The sequence below is a fragment of the Saprospiraceae bacterium genome, from assembly GCA_016717265.1.
GTDB lineage: Bacteria > Bacteroidota > Bacteroidia > Chitinophagales > Saprospiraceae > Vicinibacter.
In genome coordinates this window covers 1505934-1529236 of record JADKFX010000001.1, presented here as the reverse complement: position 1 = coordinate 1529236, position 23303 = coordinate 1505934, and the positions used below count along the sequence as shown (strand labels likewise).

19 protein-coding genes and 1 tRNA gene are annotated in these 23303 nt (G+C 33.4%); 9 read left to right on the top strand and 11 right to left on the bottom strand.

Annotated elements, in window-relative coordinates; translation table 11 throughout:
• The first annotated feature begins 1 nt into the window (after position 1).
• The gene (locus IPO86_05995) at positions 2-802 is read left to right on the top strand and encodes a DUF4292 domain-containing protein (protein ID MBK9727654.1); all 801 of its coding nucleotides are present in this window, start codon (positions 2-4) and stop codon (positions 800-802) included.
• Positions 799-1956, top strand: a complete 1158-nt coding sequence (locus IPO86_05990; GenBank protein ID MBK9727653.1) for a peptidoglycan DD-metalloendopeptidase family protein — start codon at positions 799-801, stop codon at positions 1954-1956. Before IPO86_05995 ends, IPO86_05990 begins: the two co-directional genes overlap by 4 nt.
• Before the next feature lie 154 nt (positions 1957-2110).
• Here IPO86_05990 and IPO86_05985 read toward each other — a convergent pair whose 3' ends face one another.
• From IPO86_05985 to IPO86_05955, 7 genes are all read right to left on the bottom strand, one after another.
• Positions 2111-4147: an Omp28-related outer membrane protein gene (locus IPO86_05985; protein MBK9727652.1), complete on the bottom strand. Its 2037-nt coding sequence runs from the start codon at positions 4145-4147 to the stop codon at positions 2111-2113.
• 174 nt (positions 4148-4321) lie between these two features.
• The gene (rmuC, locus tag IPO86_05980; GenBank protein MBK9727651.1) at positions 4322-5812 is read right to left on the bottom strand and encodes a DNA recombination protein RmuC; all 1491 of its coding nucleotides are present in this window, start codon (positions 5810-5812) and stop codon (positions 4322-4324) included.
• Between the two features lie 370 nt (positions 5813-6182).
• Positions 6183-7001, bottom strand: a complete 819-nt coding sequence (locus tag IPO86_05975) for an energy transducer TonB (GenBank protein MBK9727650.1) — start codon at positions 6999-7001, stop codon at positions 6183-6185.
• 50 nt (positions 7002-7051) lie between these two features.
• Positions 7052-7618 (bottom strand): biopolymer transporter ExbD, encoded by a 567-nt coding sequence (locus IPO86_05970; protein MBK9727649.1) that lies wholly within the window; start codon positions 7616-7618, stop codon positions 7052-7054.
• Between the two features lie 38 nt (positions 7619-7656).
• Positions 7657-8262 (bottom strand): biopolymer transporter ExbD, encoded by a 606-nt coding sequence (locus IPO86_05965; protein MBK9727648.1) that lies wholly within the window; start codon positions 8260-8262, stop codon positions 7657-7659.
• A 15-nt stretch (positions 8263-8277) separates the two neighbouring features.
• Positions 8278-9102, bottom strand: coding sequence for a MotA/TolQ/ExbB proton channel family protein (locus tag IPO86_05960; protein MBK9727647.1), 825 nt, complete (start codon positions 9100-9102; stop codon positions 8278-8280).
• A 434-nt stretch (positions 9103-9536) separates the two neighbouring features.
• On the bottom strand, positions 9537-10430 hold the full coding sequence (locus IPO86_05955) for an OmpA family protein (GenBank protein MBK9727646.1): 894 nt from the start codon (positions 10428-10430) through the stop codon (positions 9537-9539).
• A gap of 107 nt (positions 10431-10537) precedes the next feature.
• On the opposite strand from IPO86_05955, the gene IPO86_05950 reads away from it, so the two are divergent.
• The gene (locus IPO86_05950) at positions 10538-10909 is read left to right on the top strand and encodes a DUF2237 domain-containing protein (protein ID MBK9727645.1); all 372 of its coding nucleotides are present in this window, start codon (positions 10538-10540) and stop codon (positions 10907-10909) included.
• Between the two features lie 67 nt (positions 10910-10976).
• Here IPO86_05950 and IPO86_05945 read toward each other — a convergent pair whose 3' ends face one another.
• Together IPO86_05945 and IPO86_05940 are read right to left on the bottom strand one after the other, a co-directional pair.
• Positions 10977-11651: a hypothetical protein gene (locus IPO86_05945; GenBank protein ID MBK9727644.1), complete on the bottom strand. Its 675-nt coding sequence runs from the start codon at positions 11649-11651 to the stop codon at positions 10977-10979.
• Between the two features lie 136 nt (positions 11652-11787).
• Complete coding sequence (locus tag IPO86_05940) at positions 11788-12897, bottom strand: AI-2E family transporter (GenBank protein MBK9727643.1); 1110 nt, start codon at positions 12895-12897, stop codon at positions 11788-11790.
• 106 nt (positions 12898-13003) lie between these two features.
• Between IPO86_05940 and IPO86_05935 the strand changes: the two genes are divergently transcribed.
• The 6 genes from IPO86_05935 to IPO86_05910 all read left to right on the top strand — a co-directional run bounded on the left by IPO86_05935 (position 13004) and on the right by IPO86_05910 (position 18179).
• Positions 13004-13471, top strand: coding sequence for a hypothetical protein (locus tag IPO86_05935; protein ID MBK9727642.1), 468 nt, complete (start codon positions 13004-13006; stop codon positions 13469-13471).
• A 71-nt stretch (positions 13472-13542) separates the two neighbouring features.
• Positions 13543-13896, top strand: a complete 354-nt coding sequence (locus IPO86_05930) for a carboxymuconolactone decarboxylase family protein (protein ID MBK9727641.1) — start codon at positions 13543-13545, stop codon at positions 13894-13896.
• Positions 13897-14600: 704 nt separating this feature from the next.
• A tRNA-Leu gene (locus IPO86_05925) sits at positions 14601-14682 on the top strand.
• A 177-nt stretch (positions 14683-14859) separates the two neighbouring features.
• Positions 14860-16035 (top strand): hypothetical protein, encoded by a 1176-nt coding sequence (locus IPO86_05920; protein ID MBK9727640.1) that lies wholly within the window; start codon positions 14860-14862, stop codon positions 16033-16035.
• 11 nt (positions 16036-16046) lie between these two features.
• Positions 16047-16280, top strand: a complete 234-nt coding sequence (gene yidD, locus IPO86_05915) for a membrane protein insertion efficiency factor YidD (protein MBK9727639.1) — start codon at positions 16047-16049, stop codon at positions 16278-16280.
• A gap of 225 nt (positions 16281-16505) precedes the next feature.
• Positions 16506-18179 carry an Omp28-related outer membrane protein gene (locus IPO86_05910; GenBank protein MBK9727638.1) on the top strand — a complete coding sequence of 558 codons (1674 nt, stop codon included), beginning with the start codon at positions 16506-16508 and terminating at the stop codon, positions 18177-18179.
• Between the two features lie 319 nt (positions 18180-18498).
• Here the strand turns inward: IPO86_05910 and IPO86_05905 are convergent, their stop codons facing one another.
• Positions 18499-21243, bottom strand: coding sequence for a TonB-dependent receptor (locus tag IPO86_05905; GenBank protein MBK9727637.1), 2745 nt, complete (start codon positions 21241-21243; stop codon positions 18499-18501).
• Positions 21244-21500: 257 nt separating this feature from the next.
• Entirely contained in the window at positions 21501-23297 is a 1797-nt protein-coding gene (locus IPO86_05900; protein ID MBK9727636.1) for a T9SS type A sorting domain-containing protein, read from the bottom strand.
• Positions 23298-23303: the final 6 nt, after the last annotated feature.

Sequence of the window (23303 nt, the reverse complement as noted above, 5' to 3'; positions counted from 1 at the left end):
CATGAAGCTTATAAATAAACCCATTCACCTCGCACTTTTAATAAGTCTATTTATATATTCAACAGGTTGTCGTTCTTCCAGGCCATCTGCGAATGCAAATAAAGATACCCTTTTACCTACACTACCCGAACTTCCACTGGATAGTTTGTTGACCCATATTATGGCAGCTCAAAATATCCAACTGCTTTCAATGAAAGGGGAAATAGAATATGAAAATAAAAATGAAAATTTAGACGCTAAGATTTCATTATATTCTATGAAGGATAGTTTTTGTTTACTTATTTTAAAAAAACTTGGGATTGAAGTTTCCCGGATTTTAATTACTAAAGATAGTATCCAAATTATAGACCGCCTGAATCAGGAATATATAACTGGCATATATAACAATTTAATAGCATATTATCAAGTTCCCTTTCCATTTTATGCAATCCATGACATATTAACAAACGTTTGTTTTTTTTCAGAAGATATCCTCTATCAATCGTCCATAAAAGAAAATAATTATATCATAAAGGGTTTCACTGAAACCCAAGCTTGTGAATGTAAAATTCATGGACGGACCCTTAAACCCCTTTCATTTAGCCTAAATACTCAAGCGTATGCAATGAACATTCAAAGCGAAGAAAGAAGTCAAATTTTATGGAACGCTATACCCACTAAAATGAAAATTTCAATACATGAAAAATTGAATCCTCAGGAAGCGCTACTAGATATTCATATTCATTGGACAGACATAAAATTTGAAATTCCTAAAACCATTAAATTTAATATTCCCGACCATTATTTAAAACGCTCTAAATGAAGTTAAAAAAAATCTTCTTATTTTATACCCTAAACATCATTATTATAATCAACGTCCAGATTACGGCACAAAATTCAATTGCCCGAAATCAGAATATGAATCAAATAAATGAAATCCAAAAAGCAATTAATCAAACAAACGATTTATTGAATTCCTCTAAAGAAGAGAAAAGGCAATTATTTAAAAAGTTAGAACTTTTACAAAGTCAAATAATATATCGTAGAGAATTAAAAGAAAAACTAAATAGTGAACTTCAGGTTACCAATAATAAAATAAAATCATTTCAAATTCAAAATGAAGAAAACAGTACACAATTAATCAAATTACAAAAAGAATACAGTTTGCTCTTGAAATATAAATTGATACACCGACTTACCTATAATCCTTTACTTACCATGATGAGTCCTGATAACCTGGATGAAAATGTAAAGCGATGGTATTTAATTGAAAGAATTGAAAATCAGAGAATCCAAATTTTAAGTTCGATGAAAACCTGGAAAAGTAAGTATCTCCATTCGTTAAATAATTTAAATCTTGAATCTTTCAAACAGGATTCTTTGTTAAAAACTGTAAAAGAAGAAGAAGTAAAAATTATTTCGGATCTTACAAGTGCGAAAACTTTAATTCAAGGATTACAGACCAAAGAATTAAGTTTAAGTGCCGAACTTTTAAGCTATAAAAAGAAAAAAGAACAATTAAGTTCCTGGATTAAAGAAAGTATCGAAGGCCTGAACAAAAAAACAGACCGGGCAGTACTTACGAATACTAAAAATATTATGAAATTTCCAATGGAAGAATCTGCAATTATTTCACGATTTGGAAAAAATATTGAATCTGGAAATAAGAATCTGATTATACGAAATAATGGAATCGACTTACAATCCAGTAATCCATTTGTAACTGCCGCCATGAATGCTGAAGTGGTACAAATTCGAAAAATGCCGAATCAACTCTATTTATTAATAACAAAAAACAAAAATTTATACGTAGTATATTCAAATCTACAAAGTGTGCTTTTACGCAATGGTGAAAAAGTTGAAACTGGGATGAACCTTGGAAAAGCTTTTAAAAATGATCAGGGACTTTTTGAATTACATTTTGAAACCTGGAATGGAAAAAATCCACAAAATCCACTTCTATTTTTAGCAAAATAGATGGATCCTTTGGAATGGCTAGTTTGTTGATGCAGTTGTTTTAAAGTTTGGCGTAAGCTGAGTACAATTTTAGGTCTTGTGGTTAGTCACTAGCATTCATAAAAAAAGCCATTTCAAATTACTGAAATGGCTTTTTGATAGAAACTATATAATTTTAATGAGCTACCACTAATTTTTGTGTTTTCATTTTATTTCCTTCATAAAGACGCAAAATATAATTACCATTATCCAATAAAGAAGTTTGGATTGGCAATACAATTTCACCATTTTGAAGACCATATTCCTTTTTAATTATTGTACGTCCCATCAAATCTAAAATTTCAACAGCAAGATCTGTTTGATTTAATAGATTCAAACTTATTTCCATATAATCTGAAGCAGGATTTGGAATTATTTTAACTGCGCTAACATTCGCATTAGGATCATTTGTTGCTGTAAATAAACCAGCGGCAACAGCATCATCAAAAGTTGCTTCATTTGCATTTAGGATTTCACCATTAGGGTCCATCATAAGTCCAACCAATCTCATTTTTGCAGGATTGTATCCAGTTGGAATTAGGTATGTATAAGATTTAATATACGAGGTATTTGCTGGAATGTCATCTGGTAAAAAACCTTGCTCCCCAGACCATCCATCTACAATTGCACGACCCACATGATTATAGGTCATACGAGCTGCCGGAACAGGATTGGGAAGAATTTCATATCCGCCCATAACGCCATTTGTTCCACCTGCATAAGCATTTGATTGATTGTATGCTGAAGTAGTTCCTTTAACACCATCTTCTACAATAACTAGATTGAATCGATGATCTCCAGTTACAGCTTCAACAAAATCTGCTTTAACTTCAACGGTTAATTCCTTAGTAGTTGCATCATATTTTGCTCCAAGATCAAGAATTACCGGTGTTAATTCTACAATGTGATCATAAAATACGGGTTCCATTCCACTAGGATCCCCTAATAATTTTCGATTATTGATAACACTTGGATATCCTGCGAAACCAGGAAATGTAGCTAAGCCCGAATCATATGCTGCAAACACCATAGGGTCTCTATTATGTACTGCAATACCAATAAAATGATTTGGAAATAACTTTGTCAAAGAATCCATATAAACCGCACCTCTTGGGCACCACTGGCACCAGGTACCGGTAGCCTCTTCCACGACATGCTTTTTATTTGGAGCAGGTGTAACACCTTCAATTGCCACAGAACGGCTGTTGTTACTTTGTTTATCATCTGTATTAGAATTCACTTTGGTTATCGCAATATCCAATTTACCAATTCCAACTCCATAAGTTATTAATCCAGTTAATGGTAATGCAGCAGATTCTTTTAAACTATCAAGATTTAAAGTATAATTCTCCGTGGTAGGGGATCCACCATTCACAGACCATACAACTTCTGCTGATGTAATTTTTGTACGACCTACATTTTTAATTTTAATACTAGCCGGCGCAGTTTCACCTGTAAGATTTTTAGGTCTCACGGTTGCGCTTGATAAGGTAGCATCTAAATTTAATGAAACAAAGGGTTCATAAGTATAAGTCACATCATCTACATAGTACGTAGAAAGATTGTTAGAACTCGTTGGATAAATATCCATAGATGCAACTGCATTGTTTGGATTTGACCAGCTTCCAAGGGATTTATCATCTATAAAAGCTTCCCAATTATTATCGGTCATATTTGCAACCACTTTTATTTTGAACCAGGTATCTTTTAGATGGGTTCCTTTTGCAATCGTTCCAGCCCCAGCTGTACCTAAGGTAAACCGAACATCACCATTCGGGTCAAAGAATGCATCCATAGACCAGATTTGACCAACTACAGCATTTCCTTGCCAATTAAAATAAGCTCCTGTACCAGTTACAACATACATCCACATCTCCATGGTAAAAACTCCATTTGTTTTTCTTCCACCAAAAGGCAAAATCACATCTGCAGGGCCACCACCTGAAACATTGGAAATAAATTTTATTGAATTGGCACCACTATGAGCTTGTTCGTTACTCACTTTGGTATCATCAGCTCCTCCTTTAATTCCACTCCAAGTGGACCATTTAGTAGAACTTACTCCTAAGAAAGCGCCCGCAGTATAGCTATCAAAATTATCGGAAAATGTATTTTGAGCAAATAAACCGCTAAACGACCCTCCAATAAAAAGTATTAGTAAAAATCTCTTCATGTATTAAGGTTTTGTTTGTTAATAAAAATATATTAAACATCAAATATAAATAGAACCTATAGTACTTAATAATTAATTAACGTTTGAGCAATTGATTTATTTATTAAATTTATATTTAATATATATTAATTACATAAACAGTAATTTATATATTATATTTAATAATAAATTAATTTATTCTTCGATACTCGTAGCTTCTCCAAAATCCAATTCTGAATCTGCATCTTCAAATGGAATCATAGTGCTCGGGATTTCTTTTTGAGAATTTAAGCCTAATTTTTTCATATTCTCAGCGCGTTTTATCAGGCTTCCCCGACCATCCCGCAATTGACTTACGGCTTTATGATAGGAGTCTTGTGATCTGTTTATATGTTTTCCGACATCTTCCATTGATTCCAGAAATCCGATAATCTTTTCATAAAGTTTTTCGCCTTGTTTTGCAATTTCCATAGCATTTTTACTTTGTTGTTCCCGTTTCCAAAGATCGGCGATTAGTTTTAAAGATGCAATTAAATTCGTCGGACTAATTAGCAGGATTCGTTTTGCATAAGCATATGCCCAAAGTTCTTGATCTTCCTGGATAGCTATTATATATGCTGGTTCTATTGGAATAAACATCATCGTAAAATCGAGTGTACCCACGATGGTATCATATTTTTTATCTCCTAATTGATCAATGTGATTATACATTGAGGTGATATGTTCTTTTAATGCAAGATCCTGATCCTCTCTTGAATCTGCAGATGAAAATCGATCATAGGCCACTAATGAAACTTTAGAATCAATTACAATGGTCCGAGCATCTGGCAAATAAACAATCACATCTGGTTGCAATCTTCTACCTTCTTCATTTTGAACACTTACCTGTACTTTATATTCTCGATTTTTTTGAAGGCCTGACTTTTCCAGTATACTCTCCAAAATAATCTCCCCCCAATTGCCTTGTTTTTTTGATTGTCCTTTAAGTGCGGAAGTAAGATTATTTGCTTCCTGACTTAATCGTTGATTCATTTCGACTAATTCCTTGACTTTCTCTTCTAATGAAAATCGCTGCTTGGATTCTTTGTCATAGGTTTCTTCAACTTTTTTCCGGAACTGATCGAGATTTTCGCCGAGTGGTTTTAATATCGTATCAATGCTTTCTTTGTTTGAGGCTGTAAATTTTTGAGACTTTTCTTCTAAAATTTTATTGGCAATATTTTGAAACTCTACTTGAGCTTGTTTCCTAATTTCTTCAAACTCTGATTTTTGTGTATTTAATTTTTCCAAAAGAAAACGATTTTGTGAATTCAATTCTGCGAATCGTTGTTTAATTTCCGAATTTTCCTGTTGTTGTATTTGATTGAAATTTTTTAAATCAGTGCATTCAAGAACACTTTTATTGACTAGTTCTTTTGCATTTTGAATTGAATTTATCAAGGCTGAATTTTCTGCAATTAAACTTTGAAATTCCTGGAGTTTTGAGTCATGTTTCACTTCTAAATTTCGATAATCAGCGGCTTCTTTTTTCCACTTTTCATCTATAATTTTTTGTTGATTCAAAGCATCATTTAACTGATTTCGAAGCTGTTCTGTATTCTTAGAAGTGTTCATTCGATTCAACAAAAGCAGGATGATACCTAAAACAAATCCAAGAATGAGAGAAACTAAATTTAATTGTTCCATACGGTAAAGATAATCTATCAGGAATGAAGATTATAGGGAAGAACCTTTTACTCTTAAGGGTTTTGGAGCTGTTTATATTTATGTTCAAGCTTCTATCCAGTGTGGTAGAATGGTCCCAAAAAATAAACAAATATTACATCGAGGCGATTGCCTGATTTTGGCAATGTGCGCACTAATATTTGGCGTAGCGATCATATTTAATATTCCTGAATTTTGAGTCCCCGATAAATTCTAAAGGTTCCATAGCTTATACAAGTGATTGAAAAAATTTGACCCCAAGGATATGCAAAGAAAGATTTCACCCAAACCAATACGCCTAAGACTATATATGTAATTCCCAATAAGATATAAAATATTTTCCGAATAGCCACTAGCCTTCCAACTTAAATCGGATCGGCAAGGTAAAGCTTACGGGAACTGCCTTTCCATTGTGCTTTCCTGGTTTCCAGTTGGGCATGGATTTAACCACTCTTGCAGCTTCTTCATCACAACCTCCGCCAATACCGCGGGCTACTTGAACTTTTTGGATATCGCCATCTCTTGTCACAACAAATTGGATTACTACGGTACCTTCAATTCCATTTTCTTTTGCAATGGCTGGATATTTAACATGCTCCCGAATGTATTTTAACATCGCTGCGTCTCCATCGGGAAATGAAGGCATTTGTTCAACAAATTTAAAGACCTCTTCTTCTTTCTTTTCCTCAACTACTGGAGGAGGAGGCTCTATTAAAGAAGCATCAATTCCATCTTTGTCGCCTTCCTTTGTTTCAGTGGCTATTTCTTTATCCTTCAGCTCCTCGATTGTAGGTGGAGGTGGTTCTTCTTCTTTGACCTCTTCATCCTTTTTAACTTTAGGAGGGACAAATTTAATTTGATCTTTAATCGGTGGTGGTTCAATTTTAGGTGGTGGTGGTGGTGGTGGTTTTTTAGGATCCAGCGGTGGTGCATCCGCTAGGATTACTTCTTTCATTATATCTTTCTCTGTCTTTTCAGGAATCCACCCTTGCACCAATTTAATGATCATGGGCATACTGATACTAATTATAAACAGCAGGATGCCTAATATGGCCGAACGGGTCATATGATCACTATAGATCTTGCGAAGTATATAAGCACCATAGGTTTTATTTCGCCCTTCAAAGACGATTTCATCCATGGATAGCTTCATATAATCTTTTTGTTCCATTTTTTATTTAGATTTAATACGCTTAATGGTATAACAAAATTTTTCTCAAATTATTTCCTTAATTGACCAATTCTTAAACAAACTACACTATCTACGGGATCGTTAGGAGGTAAAATAGCATAGGTTCTTACATTATTAATCGTCATTTCATCTAATATATCAACCACGTTTTTGTATTTTGAATTTGGCAATGGCTTAATCATAACAAATAAGTTGGTTGTATCTGTCCACATTTCATGAACTTCCTTTATCCGTCTTTGGATCACTTTGCGAACACCATTTGCGCTGTAATCCACGCTATCCATTTCAATATTTGTGTCTGCTGTAATTTCATCTGGAGAAACATACCAATAAACTTTATTATTATTACCTAATAAAAAGTTTACTGTTTTAGACATTTTAATAGGTGGTTCTTCTTCCAATTTATCTGGTTTTGCCGGTTTGTTTACCTCCATTGTTTTCGGTTTGTTAAACGTTGTTGCTAACATAAAAAATGTGATCAACAAAAAACCGAGATCCACCATTGCAGTTAAATCTACCCGCGTAGACATTTTCTTAGCCCGGGATTTCTTTTTACCTTTTTTCGCACCACTTTCGGGTACATTCATTTCAGCCATAATTCAATTGAATTTTATGCTTTAAAAATGATAATTAATTATTCTTTATTTCCTTTTGCTGAAGTAATCAAATTAAAGCGATTAACTTTCTGAATTTGAAGTGCTTCGATTACTTTATCAAAAGCTTTATACTCGGTCGTTTTATCAGCTTTGATAGCTATTCGCAAATTATTATTTGCTCTTCTTGAAAATAATATTAAATCTTGCAATTGATGTTCACCCCCAGTAGTATCAATCTTTATACCTGGCTGCTTGGAATGAGCCCTATCATTTGCATTCAAATCTAACCATTGCGGCAGTTGCCGGATATCCATACCCCATAATTCAGTAAGTCGGAATGCATCTCTTTGGCCCGGGGTAAATTTTATTTGATAGGCTTCTTCCAATCTTTCAAGCAGACCTAAACGTGTGTTTTGGTCATCTAAACCCATAAATACTTTGCCATCTGGAGCAATTTGTATCATCAAGATGTCTTTGTCTGGAATTGGAATTTGAGCTGTTGAAGAAGGAATATCAATTTCCACTACTTCAGGTGCCCTGAATTTTGTTGTCAATATGAAAAAGGTAAGCAATAAAAAAGCCACATCACACATGGCAGTCATATCTATCGCCGTACTTTTTCGTGGGACTTTAACCTTTGGCATATCTGGTTTTGATAATTATGAATGCTTAGAAGCAAAAGATTGTGAAATTGTAAATCCTGCTTCATCAATGCCATAAGTCAAACCATCAATTTTTGTGGTATAATAATTATATGAAATAATAGCTAATGCGGAAGTAGAAATACCAAGTGCTGTATTAATTAAAGCTTCAGAAATCCCTGTTGATAAGGCAACTGCATCTGGTGCACCTGCTGTTGCAATGGCAGAAAACGCCCGAATCATTCCAAATACCGTTCCTAATAAACCAAAAAGAGTTGCTACGGAAGAAATGGTAGCCAAAATCACAAGATTTTTCTCTAGCATAGGAAGCTCCAGTGAGGTGGATTCTTCAATTTCCTTTTGAATTGCCAATACCTTATGATCTTTATCCAAATCTGTTGCTTTTGCCATTTCTTTATATTTAGTTAATCCTTCACGGATAACATTTGCGACTGAGCCTTTTTGTCTATCGCATTCACTTATTGCCTGATCAACACTACCAGAATCTAATAATTGTTTGATCTTTCTAACGAAATTCGGGATAGAACCTTTCCCAGAAGCAGCATTGATTGTAAAAAAACGTTCGATAATTACCGCTAATACAATCATAAACATTCCCATTAAAACAGGTACAAGGATTCCTCCTTTATACATCATGCCTAAATAATCTCCTGGAATTGGATGACCATTTGGGTCGCCACCTTCAAAGTGGATAGGGTTTCCAAGGATATATTTAAAAACAAAATACCCTACAACAATTGCTAATGGAATGACAATAGCTGCAAATAAAGAACTAAACTTACTACTGGATGCTTCTGCACCCTTTGCATTTTGATTGCTCATAACAGTCTGGAATTAACAGTTTTGAATGAATAAAAAATTTTATTTTAAATTGAATCAATTAATCATGGCTTCGCCAAACATATAATAAGTTTGATGATTGTCATGCTTTTGTTGTTTGACGTAATGATAAAACGATTTCACAAGAAAAATGTGTAAAATTTTGCCATAAAAAATAAAATTTAATATTAAATAAATTAATAATATATATTTAATTGATTTTATATTATATACAAATAGAATTATTCATTAATTTGATTATTATTCTAAAATTTAATAATTTAATCATATTCATTTTTACGCTCAATGAGCTTCATCGGCAGTTTTAAATATGAGTATATGAACCAAATTTAATTTTGTCTGGCACATTTAAAAAAAATTCAAAAAAAAAGCTGCTTCAGTTCAGAAGCAGCTTTTTATATTTTCTTGACAATGTTTTATCCTTGAGGTGCGATCAATTTAAAGAACTGATCTAATTGAGGAAGAATAATAATTTCTGTTCTGCGATTTGTTTTTCTACCATCGGATGTTTCGTTGGCTGATTTTGGATCATACTCTGAACGTCCACCTGCTGTCATTCTGGTTGGATTTACGCCATATTTCTTTTGCAATACCCGAACAACTGCTGTTGCTCTTTTTGTACTGAGATCCCAATTATCTGCTACACAATCATTTGCCATAGGTACATTATCTGTGTGTCCTTCCACTAAGATATTTATGTCTTTATGATCATTTACTACTTTTGCAATTTTCTCTAAAACCATTCCTGCTTTATCATTGATATTAGCACTTGCTGTGCGGAATAACATTTTGTCAGATAAAGAAATGAATACCACGCCTTTTTTTACTTCAATATTAACATCGTCTGAATTGATTCCAGCGAGAGATTTCTTTAAATTCATCACTAAACTTAGGTTTAATGAATCTTTACGAGCCATTGAATTGTTTAGATCTTTGATGTAACGATCTTTTTCATTTAATGCATCCAATGATTTTTTAATACTTTCAGCACCTGCCTTACTCACGATTGAAAGGTCCGCCAATCGATCCAATAGATTGTTATTTGTTTTTTTCAACAATTCCATTTGATCCTCAAGGGATTTGATTTTGTTACCACGAGCCGTTACTTCAGACTCTAATTTGCCAGTTTGAGTTTTACAATCGGCAGCTATTTTGGACTTTTCAGATTCACAATTTGCAAGGTTGTCATTACATTTTTGTAAACCCATTTTTACATTATCCATTTCAGACTGTAAGTCTTTATATTTCTTGCTAGAAACGCAAGAACCTAGGATAACAATAGACATTAATAATACTAAAATCTTGTTCATATACTTATTTTCATTTAAAAATGTGGAAATTGGCCACAAAATTAAGCAATTCATTGATTTATTTGCCAAAATATATGTTAATAAGACCTTGAAAATCATCAAATTTTATGGAAAAAAATCCTTTAAACGTTTTTGGGAAGCCATTGCAAGTATGCAGCAATGAGCCACTTACCGGTTTTTACAGAGATGGTTGTTGTACTACGGGTTCTGACGACCTAGGTATGCATACTGTTTGTATTTATGCGACCCATGAATTCCTGGAATTCTCTAAAAACAGAGGAAATGACCTCTCTACCCCAAGACCTGAGTTTGCTTTTCCAGGAGTTAAACCCGGAGAACGTTGGTGTTTATGTGCTTTGCGTTGGAAAGAAGCGTATGATGCAGGAATGGCCCCTGAACTAATTTTAGAATCCTGCAATCAAGATGTTTTAAAATACTTACCCTTTGAGATTTTATTAGAATATAAATTGCAATCTTAAGATGCTAGTTCCGATCTATAGGCAAAGGTTTTAAAGCCTCTCTTAGAAGTCCAGATTTTAACTTACATCAAGGCTTGTCCTCATTATTATTCCAAAAATATTTTGATAATATTTTTGCAGCCCAATCTTTGCCTCCCAAACCAAAGGCCAGTGCAAATGCCAATCCGATGGAACCGAAAAAAATACTAACTACATTTGTTATAATTGCTTCACCGATTCCAATTTGGGTTAGTGCAATTGCAATTGTAAAAAAACCAATACAATAAAATATCAATTTTCCAATGAGTTCTGGATTTTCAAAACTGCTTTCTTCTAAAGAACCTACAACCAAACTAGAAACAAATTCAGCCAAATAAAATCCCAAAATAATAAGCACACATGCAATTAAAACATTCGGGATAAAAAAAACAAACTGGTTTAAAAGATCCGAGACAATATCCAAGCCTAATAGGTTAAAAAATTTAACCATTACGATTAAGATAATCATCCAAAAAAAGATGGAAGATGTAAGTCCTGAAAAGCCTTTTTTGATCCCTCGTTTTTCCAAAAAGCGATGCACCCCTGACTTTTGTGCTAAACGGTCTATCCCTAATGCATGACTTAATTTAAATACAATCCATTGAATTACCTTTGCAAGTGTCCAGCCTATTATTAATATTATCAATGCATTGACTATAGAAGGAATTGAACTCGTTGTAGATTGAAAATATCCTTCGAACGCATTTTGAATTTCAGACCACATTATATTTTATATTTACAAATCTAAATTTATTGAAAATTGGAATTAAAAAAATAATTCTCAAGGTATCTCATTTTACAATTAATTTACACTCAGAGGTTTTAACACAGCTTCGTTTTAAACTTATCTCTTCCTTGTTTTAAACTTCTGGATTTAAATCCTCTGTAATTTTTCGAATTACTTTAAATTCGCTTAAAAATGTTTTAGCAACTACCCTAAAAATTGTATAAGCAGGAATTGCTAATACCATTCCTATGATCCCACCAACTCTGGCGCCAATCATAATTATAATAAAAATTTCCAAAGGATGGGCTTGCACCCTTTTGGAAAAAATATAGGGTTGGATAATAAAATCATCTAACAATTTAATCACTAAAAAAACAAGTAAAACTTTAAAAAGTAAAGGCAGGGTTTGGGCATAAAAATTCATTTCTAAATTTGAAGAGATTGTCAATAAACATGCAAATCCTGCTCCTATAACCGGACCCAAATAAGGAATGATATTCATGATTGCGTAAAAAAATGCAATTAGAAATGCATTTCTGATGCCAAGAAATCCCAAAATACTCCCCGCTAAAACCATTAAAATGGTCATTTGAATAACGATTCCTCCAAAATATTTAGTTAATAAAATACTTACATCATCGATTACGTTTCTCACTTTTCGCTCCATACCGGTTGGTACGATTGCTTCCACTATTTCTGTAAATAATCCTCTTTCTTTCAGAAAAAAGAAGCTGATAAAAATAATTGAAAAAAGTCCGATAAATATATGACTTGCTTTGCCTAACAAAGTACCAAAAAAGCTACTAATCATGCTAGGATCAAAATAACCACCTAAAAAGGATCGAACTTGATCTGCTGCACTTGGACCCGGTTCCAGACCTAATGATCGCAGCCAGGTATTCAATTTATCAATTGGTTCTTGTAAAGCCATTGAAATAGCATTAAAATCGACTTTTGATAAAACGACTGCTTGTTGAATTACCAAAGGGATAAACATCCATAACAATAAACCAATCATACTAAATAAACAGCAAATTGTTAATAATGCTGCTAATGATTTTCCAAAACCAAAACGCAAAAGTTGAGCCCGCACAAGCAAGAAACTCATTATTGGCTGTCCAACCATACTGATAACCCAACTTATTAAGATAAAGCTAACAACTTCGCTAAAATAGCTTAAAACTAATAAAAGTAATACTAGTATGATGGCACCTATAACATATCGGTAGTATTTTTGCCACATGGGTTAAAGATACAACCGGGATACCAAGCTCACAAAAAGCTTAAATCTTTTATTTTGAAAAACTGTCTCAACTTCTATGAAAAACAATATCTTTCCCATTTTTAATATGAAATTGACAAATAATCGTTGGTTTGTAGAAGGGATTTGGATTGTGAGTTCCTTTGCATTTGCGTTCATTATTCTACTTCCTATTCAAATTTACAATATAAAATTTCCATTTATTACTACAAACATCGCATTTATTGTTGGTTTTAGTTTGTTTTGTCGATGGATCTTTTTGTGGAAATTTACTCCTTACGCCTGGAGTAAAATATTAAAATTAGTATTAATATTCATTTTTATTCCACTTACTTTCGTTGGCATTAATAAATTTTATGATTTCAGAATCTATTTGGATGAAATTGGATTGCAAGAACTGGTACCTCATCTTGGTGTTTCTGAACAAACTAGTATGATCCTTTATATGCGAAATGAAATGATCTTTTTTGGCACTTCATTTATTATTAGCGCTAGTATCATTCCATTTATAATGATTTGGAGTATTTGGAAACAATACAACCGAAATGAAGTTTAGAGGGTTTGAATCAAAACCACAATGTCTAAAATAGCTTGTACTTAAAATTTTAAAATCTAAACCCAAAGCTAATGTCTCAAGTAAAAGAATTTAATGATTACAGAGCGAAAATGAATGGGCTCATTTTATCACATGAACATTTACCACTTAAACGTTTTTTTTCACTAGATAATCAAATGTATCAGGAAGGTGCACTTCCCGTGAAAACAAAAGAACTGCTAGGCTTGGTTGCTTCCATGGTATTGAGATGTGATGACTGCATCAAGTACCATTTGCAAAAATGTTTTGAAATCGAAGTCAGTAAGGAAGAAATTTATGATGTCTTTGCAATTGCTAATATGGTTGGAGGGTCGATTTGTATTCCACATACCAGAAGGGCAGCAGAGTTTTGGGAAGCATTAGTAAACGAACCGAAAGAAACTTAAAAATTACTATTTGATTGCAAATGGCTATGCTCGTTTCCAGATTTAAAGCGAACATAAATTAGTATAAGTTAAGCCTTTGAATAAAGATTTTGAGCTAATCTTAGAATATCTGGGGTAATCGTAAATAACTACTTCAAAGGGCCTTAGGAGTGGCGAAGAATGAAAAATTTTCAGATCGTCTTATCAATTTGGGCTTTTAAAAAAAAAGCCCAAATTTGCAAGGCGCAAATTCAGGCTCTTTCGACTAAGGTCTCAAAATAAGAAAACTACGATCTTTATCTAAAAAATATAGATGTCTATGTTAAGAATTCATTTCAGAATTCAGTATAAATTACAAATAAAGTATGAATATAAGCGATAGGGTATCTGATCGTTATAGATATACTGCCGCTGGGATTTGTTGTAAAAGTAGTATGCACAAATCGAATTTCCAAATATTCAACAAAAAATATTAAAATAAAGTTTATATGTAAAACGCATATTTATAAGCTAATCAAATAGCTTGAAGATATTACAAGTATTATTAATTGTTTTTTAAATAGATATATATTATTAATTTATGTAATATATAATCAATTTATATGTAAAAATAATTTAATAACTTAGTTAAAATTTGAATTCCAAAACACTTTTTTAGCTAAATAAAAACCCAATTCAACCATTTTCAATACTTATATTTGCAATCCTTTGAAAAAAGGATCCCTGCCCGGGTGGTGAAATTGGTAGACACGTACGTTTGAGGGGCGTATGCCGAAAGGTATGCAGATTCGACTTCTGTCCCGGGCACTATTCAATATTTTCAGTATTTCTAAATTGATTCGTGGACTCCTGAAATTGAATTGCGAAGCAAATGGTTTGTAATTTTGTTCGAATTTTAACAATTCCGTTAAAAATATATTAATACCATTGATATTATTATACTTGTTTGAATTTTAAGTAGTCAAATTAAAAAAATCAAATCCCATGAAAAAATGCTTCGCCTATTTTAGTCTTTTGCTACTTGCTGCATCTTGCGCAAACATTGATAAAATGATTGACAAAGGTGAATATGACCCTGCGATTGCTAAACTGATTCCTAAGCTTGCAGGTAAAAAAGAAAAAAAACGAGAATATGTGGTGGCTTTAGAATATGCATTCCAAAAAGCTCAAGATTTGGATTTGCGAACTGAAAAAGCACTTCGAGATGAAAATTTATCAGAAAATTGGACTAAAATTTATAATATCCACAATCGGATTTCAAATCGACAAAATAAAATAGAAGCGTTGATTCCATTGGAGTCAAAAGATGGCTATCAGGCAACTTTTAAATTTGTAAATATTGAAGAACTTCAAAAAGAATCAAAACGAAATACTGCAGATTTTTACTATCAGTCAGCAACAAATCTTATTGATGATGCGCGCAGATCAGGAGATAAAAATGCAGCAAGAGAAGCTTATAATTATCTTGGTAAAATCGATGGCCTTTTTTCTCAATATAAAGATAAAGATCAATTAAAGAAAATTGCTTACAACCTAAGTCTAGAGAATTACCTTGTTAAAATTAACAATAATACTAGCAACATTATACCAGAAAATGTGGAAGCTGAATTATTGCGATTAAGTGTGGAAAATTTAAATTCTAAATTTAAAAATTACGATATTAAATCAAACCCATCCATTTTGTATGATCATTATATTGTTATGAATCTTACACAAATGGAATTTAGTCCGGAACGCGAAAAAACAAGGGTATACGATGATGTAAATGAAATTAAAACAGAAGCCGTTGTAAAAGATAAAAATGGAAAACCAAAAAGAGATTCATCGGGTAGAGAAATTAAAGAAAAAATAAAAACAAAATATACAGCAACCATTGAAGAAATCACACAACTTAAATCTGTTATATTAGCTGGTAGATTGGAATATATCAATGTTCGATCTAGTGATTTAGAATTTACCAAACCGATACAAGTTGAGGCCATATTTGAAAATAATTTAGCAAGACTCGTTCGAGGTGATCGCAATTATGTCACTGCAGATTGTCGCAAAAAACTTAATGGCAAACTCATCAGTTTTCCATCCAATGAAAGTTTATTATTAGATGCTGCAGAAAAACTAAAATCCATAGTAAAAACTATAATCCATGATCATGATAAATAAAGAAATTTAACATGAAGTTTTTAAATTACCTGATTATTGGACCAGTTAAAGCATACCAGCTTTTATTATCCCCTATTTTAGGTAAAAACTGCAGATTTAATCCGACCTGTTCAAATTATATGTTACAAGCTGTTGAAGAATGGGGTTTGATTAAAGGATTTTATTTAGGTCTGAAGCGTATTACGAAGTGTCATCCCTGGGGTGGTAGTGGTGAAGACCCTGTGCCGAAGAAAACCAAGCATTAAAAAAAATCCCCGATAGCAACAATAACCAACCTTTGTCCTTTGACAGATTTAAATGAATACCTACCGGGGAAGATCTTTATTATAATCCCTCGTTCAAAAACATCTGAAAGAATTAATTAGTTCGCAGAATTTAGTTAAAAAGCTAAATATGATTCAAAATAATCCATTCTTTCATTCAAAATCGTTGAAAATCAGTAAATTTACTTTTTAATTCAATTTCAAATCATGAAACAAAATCTACTTTTTTCCATCTTGTTTTTTTGTCTTGGCACTATGCTAATCGGTCAATCTCAAAGAAAAGTTCTGATCGAACATTTCACACAAGCTTCCTGTGGTCCTTGTGCTTCCATTAATCCTGTAATCCAACCGATTATGGAACGGAACAAGGCAAAAATTACTAAAATTACCCATCAGGTAAGCTGGCCTGGGGTAGATCCAATGAATAAAGACAATCCAGGAGAAGTTCAAAATCGAGTAAATTATTATGGTGTAACGGGTGTTCCTGATATCTTTTTGAATGCCTATAGTTCTGGAAATCCAACCGCTACGATTACAGATGCTACGATTCAAAATGAATATCTGAGACCGGCCCCTTATGAAATCAGTATTATCAATAAAGTCTTACCAGATTACAATTCAATGGAAGTATCTGTTACCGTTAAATTAACCGGAACTTTTAGTGGCAAACCTGTATTGAGGGTTGCCGCACTTGAAAAAATAATTTCCTGGACTACTCCTCCAGGTTCTAATGGAGAAAAGACATTTTACCATGTGGTGAAAAAATACTTACCAAATACTAACGGAACATCATTGGCTGATGTGAATCAAACTGGTCAAAGTAAAACATTTACCTTCCTCTATAAATTTGACAAATTATATAATTTCCAAAACCTGGAAACCGCAGCTTTTATTCAAGATGATGCCACTAAAGAAGTGCATCAATCAGAAAATCTTATCGTTGCCTTTCCAGCCAATCCAGGAAATGATGTAGCCATCAAACTATCAAATGCCACTGGTGTATATGGTGATAGTATTGTTTGTGGAAATAAAACATCACCCATTGTTAAAGTTATCAATACTGGTAACAAATCAATTACCAGCCTTGATTTTAAATATCAAGTAAATGGTGGCGCATTCAGCAATTACAATTGGACTGGCAAACTTGATTTTTTAAAAGAAATAGACATTAAACTACCTGCAATTGATTTCGTTGCTTTAAAAGGTCAAAATAATTTAAGCCTCGAAATTAGCGCTGTAAATGGAGATGTGGATATCAATACCATTAATAACATATCAAATCTTACATTTCAATCTGCACCTTCAACAACAATTCATTCAACATTTGAAATTAAGCCAACCACTCAGCCAACACAATTAAGTTTTGCAATCCGAGATGACCAAAATAAAATTATTTTACAAGATGGTCCTTTTACAGATAATTCATCGAGAACCTATGTTCTTGATTTAGAAAAAGACAGATGCTATCGGGTTTCTTCAACAAATAATACAGCGAGTTTAAATGGAACTTATAAAATATTTGATGAACAAATTAATTTAATATTTCAACAACGGATTCTTGGTGTAGGAACTGTAAGCAGAGATTTTAGTACCTATTCTTTAGTTACCGGAACCCATGAACCTTTCAATGCTTCTGTTTTATTTTTAACTCCTAACCCAGCAAATCAAGAAGTGTTTTTAAATTTTGATTCTGAAAAAACTGGAATTGCTAGTTTAAGTTTTATGGATCTTACAGGTAAACAAATATTTGAAAAACAAATCAATCTTATCGCTGGAAAAAATAAACAAGCAATAGCTATTCATCAATTAGCTAGTGGTGTTTATTTTGCTAGATTATTTCAAGATAATCAAATGCGCTCAATGAAATTTATTGTGAATTAATAAAAAATAATGGAATGGGTTGAAACCCATTCCGAAAAAATGAGGAGTGCCTTTGGCACTCTTTTTTATTTGAGAACTTTTGGGGAATAAAAAATTTAAGGGGAATGGGTTGAAATCCATTCCGAAAAAATGGGAGGAGTGCCTTTGGCACTCTTTTTTACTTTTCCCCCCCCCCCCCCCCCCTTTTTTTTTTAATTTTTTGGGGGGGGGGGGAAAACCCCCCCAAAAAGGGGGGCCCCCCGCCCCCCCTTTTTAATTTGAAATATATGACAGTTCAAAATATTTTGTTGGGATGGACTTCAGTCCATCCCTATGTTGATTAAAAGTTGATTCCTAATCTGGCAAACAATTTTCTGCCATTGCCGCCCATTTGAACAGCATCCCATGGCCCACCTGTTTCATTGTTATATGCCCATCCAGCTGCACCATTAACAAATCCCAAATCCTGATGAATATTCCATAGATTATCTACACCAAAATATAAGGTAGCACCTTTGACAATTCTTGCTGAAACATAAACATCATGCACCCATTTTGGAGTATAATTATATAAATCTGGAACTCTGATATTTGGACTATTATCTAATGGAACTTCAGGTTTTAAGGATTCAAAATCTCCGTAACCATATAAGTCAACTTGTCCAAAATAATTTAAACGAGTTCCAAAAGTCCAGCGATTCCAAGAATAATCCAAGCTAATTCCAAACTTCGTTTTAGGAGCTGAAGCTAATAAAAAATACTGCTCCCGAATGCTATAAAAATATTCCTTATTAGATTCAGAAGTATTTAAATTCTCTGGAATATTGATGCGATCAATTTCCATTTTCTGCACATTTCCGGTGAGTAGGAATCTTAAGGTTCCTGCAGAACATTTGTGATTATAATCCAGGACAACATCTACGCCTGAATTTGTTGTGTTCACTGCATTGGCAAAAAATTGGGCATAACTTACTTTAAGATCTCTCAAAGTATTGCGCAGCGTTTCATTGAGGGTTTCATCATCCGCACTGAATTGTCCGGATAAGACTACGCGATCTTTTACTTTAACCCGATATGCATCGATTGAAAAGGTAATATTTTGTGCAGGTTTAATGCTGGCCCCTAAACTAAAATTTGTAGAGCGTTCTTCTTTTAAATTTGGAATCCCAGCAGCTTTCGTAATGGGGCTATAATTTGGAGCAATTTTAACTTCCGAAATAAGTCCACCTTGAACTGTTGTAAACGTAGAACTAAAATTAATTTGCTGCAATGATGGTGCTCTAAAACCGGTACTAGCCGAGGCTCTTAAGGTAGTCATTGCATCCGCTTTAAAACGAGCAGCAATTTTATAATTATTGGTAACGCCAAAGTCAGAATAATTCTCACATCTAAACGCTGCAGTTAATAAAAATTTGCTTGAAAGGTCCGCTTCAATATCAGAATAAAATCCAAAAGTATTGCGATTTGCATTTACTTCATCTGCCGGTTGGTAACCTGGAAATCCTTGGGCACCGCTAGCTTTATCTTGATTATAATTTTTATAAGAGGCTTCTTCTCCTGCGTACAACTCATAATTTTCTGTGCGATATTCGGCACCAAACGCCAAATGAAATCCACTTAATATGTTAGGAAATTCTTTTCCAAAATTCAAATTGGTAGTATTTTGTGCAAAACTAAAACCACCATCATCAAAATGTGTTTGATTTGCACCTAATCCTGCATTAAATGTATTATCTCCAAAAAAATGAAAATCATTTTTACCATAGGTATTGCTTAAATCCCAATCCCAAGCTCCAACGCACACTCCTTTAAGGCCCGCTGTAAACGCAAGATCTGAAACTTCTGTTTGAATATGAGGATTGTAATAATAGTTTCCATCAGCCGTAGTTTTAATAAAATTTGTTAAAATTATATTTCCTGCTGCATCTGTTGGGAATCGTTCCGGATTATCTGCAAATCTTCTGGTAAATGCAAACGCATCTGATTTTTTAAAATTATACCCTCCATTACCATAGACATTAATTTTGTTATCTTGCCTTAAGGGTAATTCAAAATTAAGCATAGCGCCATATGCATCTACAGATCCGTCTCCATGAGTTCTTCGATATATATTGAATGGTAAAATTTGATCAGGATCCTGACGATATGTTTTACCAATACTTGCATAATCTGCACCAAGATTTAAAAATCCACCACTCGAACCAATTCCAATTCCATAATTTAAACCAGCGCTTAATGTATTTCCATCCAATTTATTTTCATATTCATTATAGCCCTGGTCTTTTGCAAGAATGGTATTATATTTATTGTCATAGTTACTTGCATAACCTACATGTCCAGTCAATTTATTAATATTTTTTTTAAGGATAATATTCATGACTCCAGCAATTGCATCAGATCCGTATTGAGCAGATGCACCATCCCGCAAAATTTCAATACGGTCTATGGAAGATTGTGGAATTGCATTTAAATCTGTACCGGAATTTCCTCGACCTCGGGTTCCAAAAACAGATACAAAAGCCGTCTGGTGTCTTCTTTTTCCATTGATCAAGACGAGGGTTTGATCTGGACCCATACCTCGCAAAGTTCCTAAATCAACATGATCTGCACCATCAGAACCTGATTGTTTTGCATGATTAAAAGATGGTGCGGCAAAATTGAGCATAGACGTTACATCCATTTTGGCAGTAGGAAATTGGGTTTGGCTAATTTGAACAACATCCACCGGTACCGGAGTTTCAGTTCGGATTCGGTTTGCCCGACGAGTTCCAGTAACAATAACTTGTTCGAGGGATGTAATCGAAGTTTCCATAATCAAAGAAAGATTCTCATTCAGGAATTCTGTAAGAATTAAGGATTCATAACCAATCAAATTAACTTGAAGTTTTTCACCTTTTTTTAATTGGATAGTAAAATTTCCATAAGCATCTGAAATAGTACCCGTATTAGTACCCGGGATAAAAACAGATGCGCCTACTAAAGGAGCCCCTGAAGCATCTTTTAATTGACCATTTATGGTTTGTTGTGAATGTAGCAGAGACCCTACTACAGTCAGGAAAAATAAGAGTATTGAAAATTGTTTCATAAGTTAGTTTTTCGTTTAGTATTTTAAAATATGAAGGTAAAGAAATCAATTAAAAAATAATAATTAAAGTTCCATAAGAAAATTTTGATAATCTCGCAAATTCATTTGGCAATCAAATTAAATTTAATTAGGCTTAAAAGGATAGGCAAAATTGGAAATAGAAAATGGAAAAGGAGCTGACTAAATGGATCGTTTGCTAAATAAAAAAGACCAGTGAATTACTGGTCTTTTTTATTTAAAAATTACAAATTAAACTTTTATTTTAATACTTCGAAGGATACTTGTTTATATCCCTTATCGGTTCTAACTTGTAAATGATAATGACCATTTAAAAGATTTTCAACATTGAACTTTGCACGAAATGCTTTGCCTTTATTGGTATCAGCTTGTTGAAGAATCAGTTTCCCTGAATTGTCAATAATATTGTAGACAATTTTAGAAGAAATTTCATTTAAGCTTAAATCAACTATAAAATGATCTTTAACAGGATTTGGGTAGATGACAAGTTTTGCATCTAATTCAGACAATTGGTTATTTGTTCCAACGATACAATCACCAGAAAGCACTAAAGATGCAGCTAATGGAGCAGTCAAACCTGTAAAACTAAAAGAAGCATTATCAATATCTGGTACTCCTGTATTTGCATCATAACCAGTGATCCCTATATAAGGTAAATCGGTGATAGCTAAAGTACCTGCAATGTTTAATAAATCATTATTACAACTATAATCTATGCCTTCATCAAATCCAAAAAATGGAGTTGCATCTGTACCAGAATATCTAACACCAATAAAAATTCCAAAATTATCTTCTGGGATTACAAAACCTGGGTCACTAGTATTAAAATCTTCCAAAGGCACTCTTGCAACAGCAGATGTTCTTAAATCTGCAGCGTCATAAGTATAAGTACCTAATGCAAGAAAACTAATTTCATCATTTGAAGCATCTCCATCTCCATTTGCATCAAACCAACCATATAAAGTAGCTTCGGGTGTCAAATTTGCTAAAGTTGCAGGTGCAGAAACAGCCATATTGAACAATATAGAATCAATTTTACAACCTTTACCATATGGGATTTTAAATCCAGTCAAATATTCTGCATTTGTTCCGTCACTTCTCCGAAAACTTGTGGTAACAAAAGGATCAAAAGCATTGGCAGCCAATCTGGCTTTGGACAATAAATTATTTGATAAATAGAATTCTGATATTGCATTATTATTAGACGTAAATTGCTCTGAACTATCAGATGTAACAGAATAAGTTATAGTTCCTTTTCCCAAACCTTTTGCGTTACCAAATAAATCTTGAGCTTCCAGGATAACATCATTGGTAGAATCCACTTCTACAAATAAACCATCACCAGATGTTTTATCATAAAACTCATTGGCTGATCCACCTTTTGGTGTATAACTTATTTTAGCATTCACTTTTACATTAGAAGCTAAAAAGTTACCTTTATTTGTTACGCTTGCTCCAGGAGTAATTGATAAATCCCCAGATTTTCGCAACCAAGCGGCAGGATAGGTCCCAAATGGAGCATGGCAAACACCTGCTCTATTATTGGTAGATAAGTCATTTGGAAATCTGATATTTCCGATCGTCATATTCACTGTGCCGTTTGCCATTTCGGCTTTAATCTTTAAGCCATCTTCATAAGAAAGCATAACACAAGGGATGGTTACTTGTCCTCCGACAGCACCAACTCCCATTACAATTGTACCTGCTCCTGCAGTGTTATTAAAAACAACACAAGCGATAGCTCCTGCATTTTGGGCATTTAGGCATTTTGCACCAAACTCACAACTACCCCGATCAACAATTGCAAACTTACCATTCATGGCAGCTGCATTTGTGAGTGCCTGACAAGCTAAAATATTATCAGCTAATACGGCATCCCCGGTCCAAACATTTGTAGTCAAATCTGCACCGAACCCGGCAGCAGAAAATAAATAAACTCCGGCAATGGATCCAGGAGCATTCACTAATACAGCCTGAGCATTTAAAGCCATACCAGTAATTAATAATGTAAAAACGTTTAGTAAAACTTTCTTCATAATCTT